The organism is bacterium, assembly GCA_021372775.1.
Taxonomy (GTDB): Bacteria; Acidobacteriota; Polarisedimenticolia; order J045; family J045; genus JAJFTU01.
In genome coordinates, this window is the sequence record JAJFTU010000058.1 from 1 (window position 1) to 8,809 (window position 8,809).

The window sequence follows — 8,809 nt, forward strand, 5'->3', positions numbered from 1 at the left end:
CGCTCCTCGATCCGCGCGACGTACGCCGCTTCGTCGATCTCTTCCGTCGAGTTCCCGTTGGACACGCGTCGTCCCCGCGGCTACCGGCGGTTGCGCAGATAGACGAGGCGCAGCCCGACCATCGTGAGATCCGGCTCGATCGCGTCGAGCCGCTCCATCAGCGGCCCGACGACGGTCGCCAGCCCGCCGGTCGCGATCACTTTTGCCGGCGTTTCCAGCTCCGCCTCGATCCGCTTGACCAGACCGTCCACCATCGCCGCGTGGCCGTGGACCAGGCCGGAGCGGATCGCCTCGACGCTGTTGCGGCCGATCACGCGCGGCGGCGTCTGCAGGTCCACGCGCGGCAGCCGCGCCGCGCGCGCCGAGAGCGCCTCGGCGCCGAGCTTCGGGCCGGGGCAGATCACGCCGCCGAGGTAGTCGCCGTCCGCGGTGACGACGTCGAGCGTCGTCGCCGTGCCGAAGTCGACGACGATCATCGTGCCGGGGTGGAGCTGGTGCGCGGCGGCGGCGTTGATCACCCGGTCGGCGCCGACCTCCTGCGGGTTGTCGGTGCGGATCCGCAGTCCCGTCCGCACGCCCGGGCCGATCTCCAGCGGCTCGACGCCGGCCAGCTCGCGCGTGGCGGCCAGCACCGGCGCCGTCAGCGGCGGCACGACCGAGGCGACGACCGCGCCGTCGACCTTCTCGAGCAGCTCGCCGATCATCGCCCGCAGCAGCACGACGACCTCGTCGGCCGTCATCTCGCGCCGCGTCGAGAGGCGCCACGAGTGGACGAGCCGCTCGCCGTCGAAGACGCCGAAGACGATGTTCGTGTTGCCGATGTCGACCGCCAGCAGCATCAGCGTTCCCCCGCGCGCGAGGCGCCGTCGCGGGTCGCCTCGCCGCCGTCCCGTCGCGCGGCGTAGACCCGCTCGGCGTAGCGGACTCTGTGCTCCGCGCCGTCGTCGTCGCGCAACCGCACCGCGCCGTCTTCGTCGATCCCGATCCCCCGTCCCGCGATCTCCGTGCCGTCGGCGAGGCGGACGACGATCCGCGCGCCGCGCGCCGCGCGCGAGACGGCGCGGACCTCGTCCAGCACGCCGCGCCACGACGCGTCGTCGGCGCAACGCGGCGCGAGCTCTTCCATCCGCCGCAGGAAGTGCGCCGCGACCTCCGCCCGCGCGTCGCGTCCCGCGAACCCCGGCGCCGGCCCGGCCGGTCCGGCGAGCGCCGGCGCGACGGCGGAGGGATCGCCGCCGACGTTCAGGCCGACGCCGAGCAGCAGCGTCGGCGCGGCGGGGCCGTCGGGGGACGGCGAAAGGAGTTCCATCAAGATTCCCGCGATCTTCCGCTCGCCGGCCACGAGGTCGTTCGGCCAGTCGAACTCGACCTCGTCTCCGCCCGCCGCGCGCAGCGCGTCGCGCGCCGCGAGCGCCGCGGCGAAGCCGCAGCGCCAGCCGTCGGCCGGCGCTCCCGGAGGCGCGAGGACGAGCGTCATGTAGAGCCCGCCCTCCGGCGAGACGAACGTCCGTCCCTGCCGCCCGCGTCCCGCCGTCTGCCGCCCGGCGACGACGAGCGTTCCGTCTTCGGCGCCGGCCGCGGCGAGGCGCCGCGCCTCGGCCATCGTCGTGTCCGTCTCGTCGAACCATGCGAGCGTGCGGCCGTAGCGCCGCGTCGTCAGCAGGCCGGCGAGCCGCTCCGCGAACGGGGACGCGCTCAAGGGGCGGCCTCGAAGTCGAGCGCGACGTCCACCGCCCGCGCGCCGTGGGTCAGCGAGCCGAGCGACAGACGATCGACGCCGGCCTCGGCGTAGGCGCGGAGATTCCCCGCGCGAAGCCCGCCCGAGGCCTCGAGCTTGGTCCGCGCCCCCGCGCGGCGCCGCGCCGCCTCGCGGACCATCTCCGGCGTGAAGTTGTCGAGCAGGATGAACCCCGCCCCCGCGGCGAGCGCGACGTCGAACTCCTCGAGCGAATCGACCTCCAGCTCGACCCGCGCGAGGTCGTGCCCCGCGCGGCGCAGCCCAAGGACGACCTCCTTCATGCCGCCGACGAACTGCTTGTGGTTGTCCTTGACCAGCACGAGGTCGAAGAGACCGATGCGGTGGTTCTCGCCGCCGCCGCAGGCCACGGCGTACTTCTCGAGGAGCCGCAGCCCGGGGGTCGTCTTCCGCGTGTCGGCGATCGTCGCCTTCGTCCCCGCGATCTCCGCCACGCAGCGCGCGGTGAGCGTCGCCACGCCGGAGAGGCGCGAGACGATGTTGAGCAGCGTCCGCTCGCCGGAGAGGATCGCGCGCGCCGCGCCGTCCAGGCGCAGCAGCGGCGTTCCCGCCGCGACCGTCGTCCCTTCCTGCGCCAGAACGGCCGCGGCGACCGCGCCCTCGCCGCGCGCCGCCATCTCGTCCATCGTCAGACGCCCGAACGGCAGGCCGCAGACGACGAGTTCCTCGCGCGCGACGACGACGGCCCGCGCCCGCCCCGTCGCCGGGACGAGGGCGCGCGTCGTGACGTCGCCCGCGCCAAGGTCTTCGTCGAGGGCGCGGCGCAGCAGCTCGCGCGCCGCGTCCTCGGGGAAAGCGCTCACCGCCCCAGCGCCGCGACGAGCTTGTCCAGCTCGGCGAGGCGTCCCTCGAGCGCGGCCATCCGCGCCCGCTCCTTGGCGACGACGTCGGCCGGCGCGCGGTCCACGAAGTTGGCATTGCCGAGCTTCTTCGCCACCGCGGCGAGTTCCTGCTCGGCCTTTCCCCGCTCCTTCGTCAGACGCGCCTTCTCGGCGCCGAGGTCCACGGCGCCGGCGAGCGGCATCACGACCTCGACCGAGTCGAGCACCTGGCGCTTCGACGGCTCGTCCGGCGCGGCGCCCTCGAGCACCTCCACCTTGCCGGCCCGGGCGAGGAGCGCGATCCGCGCGGCGAAGCCGCGCAGCGCGGCCGCCCCTTCCGGACGGCGCGGGCGGAGCCGCAGGTCCACCGGCTTCGACGGCGCGACGCCGGCCTCGGCGCGCAGCGCGCGCGCGGCGGCGACGGGGGCGATCAGCCAGTCCTCGACCAGCTTGCGCGCCGCCCCGCGGTCGATCCCCTCCGCGCCGGAGACGAGCGGCGCCGCGGGGGTCGGATAGGCGGCGAGGGCGAGCACTTCCGGATCGCCGGCGCGCCGCGGCAGGTTCTGCCAGAGCTCTTCGGTGATGAACGGCGCGATCGGATGGAGCAGCCGCAGCGCGCCGTCGAGCACGTCGAGCATCACCGCCGCGCGGACGCGGCGCCGCTTCTCGTCGGCGTCGTCGGCGAGGTCCGGCTTGGAGAGCTCGATCGACCAATCGCAGAAGACGTTCCAGAGGAAGTGGTAGATCTTCTCCGACACGTGGTCGAAGCGGAACTCGCGCATCGCGCCGTCCACCTCGTCCACGAGGTCGAGGTACTCGGCGAGCAGGTAGCGGTCGAGCTCGTCGAGGTCCGCGGCGCCGTAGGCGGCGCGCGGATCGCCGGGGAACGTCTCCAGCCGCATCAGCAGGAAGCGGGTCGCGTTCCAGAGCTTGTTCATGAAGGCGCGGTAGCCGACCAGCCGCTCCTCGGACAGCGCGAGGTCGGAGCCGGGGCTGGCCAGGGCGGCGAGCGTGAAGCGGAGCGCGTCCACGCCGTGCTCGTCGATCGTCTCGCCCGGATCGACCGCGTTCCCCGACGACTTCGACATCTTCTTGCCGTGCGCGTCGCGCACCAGTCCGTGGTAGAGCACGGTGCGGAACGGCACGTCGCCGACCTGCTTGAGGCCGGACATGATCATCCGCGCCACCCAGAAGAAAATGATGTCGAAGCCGGTGACGAGGACGTCGGTCGGGTAGTAGCGGGCGAGGTCCTCCGTCTTGTCGGGCCAGCCGAAGACGGAGAACGGCCAGAGCTGCGAGCTGAACCACGTGTCGAGGACGTCGGAGTCCTGCTCGATGTTCTTCGAGCCGCAGTGCCGGCAGGCGGTCGCGTCCTCGCGCGAGACGGTCACGCCGCCGCAGTCCGCGCAGTGCCACGCCGGGATGCGGTGGCCCCACCAGAGCTGGCGCGAGATGCACCAGTCCTTGATCTCCTCGAGCCAGTGGAAGTAGGTCTTCTCCCACTGCTGCGGGACGAAGCGGATCTTGCCGCTCCGCACCGCGTCGAGCGCCGGCGCGGCGAGCGGCTCCATCTTGAGGAACCACTGCGTCGAGATCGTCGGCTCGACGATCGTCCGGCAGCGCTGGCAGCGGCCGGGGGCGTAGGGGTTCGGCTGCGCGCCGCGGAACAGCCCCTTCTCGGTCAGCGCCTTCTTCACCGCCTCGCGCGCGGCGAAGCGGTCGAGGCCGGCGAACGGCCCGCCGTTCTCGTTGACGACCGCCCGCTCGTCGAAGATCGAGATCTCGGCCAGGCCGTTGCGGCGGCCGCACTCGAAGTCGTTCGGGTCGTGGGCCGGCGTGACCTTCACCGCGCCGGTGCCGGTCGTCATGTCGGCGAGGATCGGGTCGGCGACGACGCGGATGTCGCGCTCGGGGAAGAACGGATGGAGCACGCGCCGCCCGACGACCGACTTCCAGCGCTCGTCGTCGGGATGCACCGCGACCGCCGCGTCGCCGAGCATCGTCTCCGGACGGGTCGTCGCGACGACGATCTCGCCGCCTCCCTCGAGCGGGTAGGCGAACGACCACATCTCCCCCGTCTCCGGCTCGTCGCGGTCCACCTCGAGGTCGGAGAGCGCGGTGCGGCAGGACGGGCACCAGTTGATCAGCCGCCGCCCGCGGTGGATCAGCCCTTCGTCGTAGAGCCGGACGAACGTCTCGCGCACCGCGCGGGAGAGGCCGGGGTCGAGCGTGAACCGCTCGCGCGACCAATCGCACGACGCGCCCAGGCGCTCCAGCGTGGCGACGATCCGGTCGTGGTACTCCCCCTTCCACTTCCAGACCTCGGCGACGAACGCCTCGCGCCCCATCTCGTGCCGCGACTTCCCTTCGGCCTTCAGCCGCCGCTCGACGACCATCTGCGTGGCGATCCCCGCGTGGTCCGATCCGGGCACCCAGAGCGTCTCCTTGCCCAGCATGCGGTTCCAGCGGACGAGCAGGTCCTGCAGCGTGTAGTCGAGCGCGTGCCCGATGTGCAGCGCGCCGGTGACGTTCGGCGGCGGGATGACGATCGTGAAGCGCTCGCCGTCGGCCGACGGGCGCGGGCGGGCGATCTCCGCCCGCTTCCACATCTCCGCCACCCGGGACTCGTACGTCTCGGGCCGGAAGGCCTTTTCCAAGTTCATCGAGTCGGTTCTCCAAAGACGCCGAGCGGATCGTCCTCGACGCGTTCGCCGCGCGCCCGCTCGCGGGCCAGCCGCTCGAGCAGGTCGGGCGCCAGCTCCCACACGATTTCGCGGACGATCCCCGGAATCATCTCTTGCGCGACGCGCCGGATCTCGGCGCGCGCCAGTTCGTCGAGCGGCGACGGCGGCGCGGGGGGCGGCGCCCCTTCGGCGACGCCGCGCCGGACCTCGGCCGCGATCCGTTCCTCGAGCCCCAGCGCGGCGATCTCGGCCCGCGCCGCCTCGCGCCCCTCGTCGGCGCGCGCGGCGAACGCCGCGTCGAGCGCGCGCTGCACGACTTCGTCCAGACGGAGCCCGGCGACCGCCTTCTGCGCCTCGGCGCGCGCGGCGGCGACCGCCTCCGCGGCGGCCTTCTGCGCCTCGGCGCGGGCCGTCGCGATCGCCTCCGTCGCCGCGGCGCGGCGCAGCCGCTCGTCGAACGACGGCGCGCCGATCTGCGCGCGGACTTCGTCCCGCACCAGCGCCGACCAGTCGGCCGGCAGAAGCGCGGCCAACTGCAGCCGCACCTCGTCCCGCACCTTCTCCGGGATCTCGTCGGCGGCCCTGCTCGTCGGCGCGGCGATCCGTCCGCCGAGCAGCTTCTCCAACTCGGCGCGCACGATGTCGGCGACGACCGGCCCGGCGGGCGCGGGGGGCGCGACGGGCGGGTTGACCAAGTCGAACGACGTGTCGCCGACCAGCGGCGAGCGCCCGACCTGCCAGCCGTTCGGCTCCTCGACCCGCGGCCAGACGTGCGGCCTGGTCGACGCCGCCGACGGCGGCCGCTGCGGCTCGGCGGGCGCGGGCGGCGGCGCCTCGGCCTCCGCCGGGCGCGGCTCGGCGCCGCGCGGCGCGGCCGGCGTCTCGAACGGCACGCCGATCGTCTCCCCCACCCGCCGCAGCAACGCCTGCGGCTCGAACGGCTTGGCGAGGAACCCGCGCGCGCCGGAGGCGTTGGCGCGCCCCTCGTCGAACGGCTCGAACGCGCCGGTCAGGAGCAGGATCGGGACCTTCTCCAGGCCGGCGAGACGGTGGATCGCCGCGGCCGTCTCGTAGCCCGACAGACCCGGCATCAGCACGTCGCAGAGCACGATGTCGGGGCGTTCCCGCTCCGCGGCCGCGACCGCGGAACGGCCGTCGTCCACCGCGACGACGCGGACGCCGTACGGCTCGAACGACGACTCGACGACGCGCCGAATGGTGGCGCTGTCGTCGGCGACGAGAATGACGGGGACCGCGGGGACTTTGCTCATCGTCAAGGCGCTCCCGCGCGGCGCGGCGACGGGACTGCCGAACGAACCGCGCGCGGCGGACGGGACGAGCCCGCCCGCCGCGACAAGTGGCCTTCAGTCACTCGGCGTGGCTGGCGACGTTCTCGTCCACCCACTTGATCATTTGCTCCGTGCTCGTCCCGGGGCGGAAGACCGCGGCGATGCCGGCGGCCTTGAGGCCCGGAATGTCGTCTTCGGGGATGATGCCGCCGCCGAACACGACGATGTCCCCCGCGCCCTTCTCCTTGAGCATCGCGGTGACCTTGGGGAACAGCGTGTTGTGGGCCCCGGAGAGGATCGACAGCCCGACGGCGTCCACGTCCTCCTGAAGCGCCGTTTCCACGATCTGTTCCGGCGTCCGGTGCAGACCGGTGTAAATCACCTCGTGCCCGGCGTCGCGAAGGGCACGGGCGATGATCTTGGCGCCGCGGTCGTGCCCGTCGAGGCCGACCTTGCCAATGAGCAGCCGCAGCCGCTTCTTGCCCGTTTCCATGGCTTCGTCCTTGATGCGCTGTGGGGATGCGCGGCGCTAGATTAGCGCAGATTCCTCCCACGCGCCGAAGACCTCGCGGACCGCCGCCGAAATCTCGCCCACCGTGGCCGAACGGCGCGCCGCCTCGAGGATCGCCGGGAAAGAATTTATCCCCTTCCGGCAGGCCTCGCGCACTTCGGCGAGCGCGGCGAGGACGGCCTTTTCGTCGCGACGCCCGCGCACGGCGGCGAGGCGCGCGCGCTGCCGTTCCTCGACCGCGGGATCGACCCGCAGCAGCCGCGGCGGCGCGTCCTCCTCCGGCGGCACGGCGAACCGATTGACGCCGACGACGACTTTCTCCCCGCTTTCGACCGCCCGCTGCTCCGCCGACGCCGCCTCGGCGATCTCGCGCTGCGGATAGCCGCGCTCGATCGCCGCGACGATCCCGCCCATCCCCTCGATCCGGTCGAGGAGCGCCGCCGCCTCTCGTTCGATACGGTCGGTCAGCCACTCGACGTAGTACGAGCCGCCGAGCGGATCGACGGTCGCGGCGACCCCCGACTCGTGGGCGACGACCTGCTGCGTCCGCAGCGCGACCCGCGCCGCCTCCTCGGTCGGCAGGCAGAGCGTCTCGTCGTAGGAGTCGGTGTGCAGCGACTGCGCGCCGCCGAGCACCGCGGCCAGCGCCTGCAGCGCGACCCGCGCGACGTTGACCAGCGGTTGCCGGTCGGTCAGCGTGCAGCCCGCGGTCTGCGCGTGGAACCGCAGCGCCAGCGAGCGCGGGTCGCGCGCCCCGTGCCGCGCGGCGAGGCGGGTCGCCCAGAGGCGGCGCGCGGCGCGCATCTTGGAGATCTCCTCGAAGAAGTCGTTGTGGGCGTTCCAGAAGAAGCTGAGGCGCGGGGCGAACGCGTCCACGGCGAGGCCGCGGCGGATCCCCTCCTCGACGTAGGCGAAGCCGTCGGCCAAGGTGAACGCCAGCTCCTGCACCGCCGTCGAGCCGGCCTCGCGGATGTGGTAGCCGCTGATCGAGACCGGGTTCCAGAGCGGCGCCTCGCGCGCGCAGAACTCGACGACGTCGAACGCCAGACGGACGCTCGGCGCCGGCGGGTAGATGTACTCCTTCTGGGCGATGAACTCCTTGAGGACGTCGTTCTGCAGCGTGCCGCGCAGCCGGTCGAACGGGACGCCGCGCCGCTCGGCGAGCGCGAGGTACATCGCGAAGACCGCGGCCGCCGGCCCGTTGATCGTCATCGACGTCGAGACGTCCTCGAGCGGGATGCCGTCGAAGAGAATCGCCATGTCCTCGACCGTATCGACCGCCACCCCTTCCCGGCCGACCTCGCCCAGCGCCGCCGGATCGTCGCTGTCGCGCCCCATCAGCGTCGGCAGGTCGAAGGCGACGGAGAGGCCGGTCTGGCCGCGCTCGAGCAGGTACTTGAAGCGGCGGTTCGTCTCCTCCGCCGCGCCGTAGCCGGCGAACATCCGCATCGTCCAGAGCCGGCCGCGGTGCATCGTCGCGTGGACGCCGCGCGTGAACGGAAACTCGCCGGGGAAGCCGAGCCGCTCCCGCGGGTTCCAGTCCGGGCCGAGGTCCTCGGGGAGCGCGACGCGCGGGACTTCCACGCCGGACGAGGTGACGAAGCGCGCGGCGCGTTCGGGCGCGCGGGCGAGCGACTCGGCGAGCGTCGTGGTCTCCCACTCGGCGCGGCTGCGGCTGACGCGAACGGAGCGGCCCATCTGTTCCTCCTCGCCCCGTCCGGGGCGGACGACATATGTACGGAGGAACG

General features: G+C 73.4%; 7 protein-coding genes. All 7 read right to left on the reverse strand.

All coding sequences use genetic code 11. The features are described from left to right. Positions 1–80: 80 nt before the first annotated feature. Positions 81–839, reverse strand: coding sequence for a type III pantothenate kinase (locus LLG88_02360; GenBank protein ID MCE5245751.1), 759 nt, complete (start codon positions 837–839; stop codon positions 81–83). Further along, positions 839–1,699 carry a biotin--[acetyl-CoA-carboxylase] ligase gene (locus LLG88_02365; protein MCE5245752.1) on the reverse strand — a complete coding sequence of 287 codons (861 nt, stop codon included), beginning with the start codon at positions 1,697–1,699 and terminating at the stop codon, positions 839–841. The genes LLG88_02360 and LLG88_02365 overlap by 1 nt, the downstream gene beginning before the upstream one ends. After that, a complete protein-coding gene (gene nadC, locus LLG88_02370) occupies positions 1,696–2,559 on the reverse strand; it encodes a carboxylating nicotinate-nucleotide diphosphorylase (GenBank protein ID MCE5245753.1) in 864 nt (287 codons plus the stop codon). The genes LLG88_02365 and nadC overlap by 4 nt, the downstream gene beginning before the upstream one ends. After that, positions 2,556–5,240 carry a valine--tRNA ligase gene (locus LLG88_02375; protein ID MCE5245754.1) on the reverse strand — a complete coding sequence of 895 codons (2,685 nt, stop codon included), beginning with the start codon at positions 5,238–5,240 and terminating at the stop codon, positions 2,556–2,558. The genes nadC and LLG88_02375 overlap by 4 nt, the downstream gene beginning before the upstream one ends. Next, positions 5,237–6,532 (reverse strand): response regulator, encoded by a 1,296-nt coding sequence (locus LLG88_02380; GenBank protein MCE5245755.1) that lies wholly within the window; start codon positions 6,530–6,532, stop codon positions 5,237–5,239. Before LLG88_02380 ends, LLG88_02375 begins: the two co-directional genes overlap by 4 nt. Before the next feature lie 97 nt (positions 6,533–6,629). After that, positions 6,630–7,043 (reverse strand): cobalamin B12-binding domain-containing protein, encoded by a 414-nt coding sequence (locus LLG88_02385; GenBank protein ID MCE5245756.1) that lies wholly within the window; start codon positions 7,041–7,043, stop codon positions 6,630–6,632. 36 nt (positions 7,044–7,079) lie between these two features. Further along, positions 7,080–8,759 (reverse strand): methylmalonyl-CoA mutase family protein, encoded by a 1,680-nt coding sequence (locus LLG88_02390; protein MCE5245757.1) that lies wholly within the window; start codon positions 8,757–8,759, stop codon positions 7,080–7,082. Positions 8,760–8,809 lie beyond the last annotated feature (50 nt).

What these genes read in the sequence shown, in the direction of transcription:
- LLG88_02360 (MCE5245751.1), bottom strand. Translation starts at nt 839, where the DNA reads ATGCTGCTGGCGGTCGACATCGGCAACACGAACATCGTCTTCGGCGTC.
- LLG88_02375 (MCE5245754.1), bottom strand. Translation starts at nt 5,240, where the DNA reads ATGAACTTGGAAAAGGCCTTCCGGCCCGAGACGTACGAGTCCCGGGTG.
- LLG88_02380 (MCE5245755.1), bottom strand. Translation starts at nt 6,532, where the DNA reads ATGAGCAAAGTCCCCGCGGTCCCCGTCATTCTCGTCGCCGACGACAGC.
- LLG88_02385 (MCE5245756.1), bottom strand. Translation starts at nt 7,043, where the DNA reads ATGGAAACGGGCAAGAAGCGGCTGCGGCTGCTCATTGGCAAGGTCGGC.
- LLG88_02390 (MCE5245757.1), bottom strand. Translation starts at nt 8,759, where the DNA reads ATGGGCCGCTCCGTTCGCGTCAGCCGCAGCCGCGCCGAGTGGGAGACC.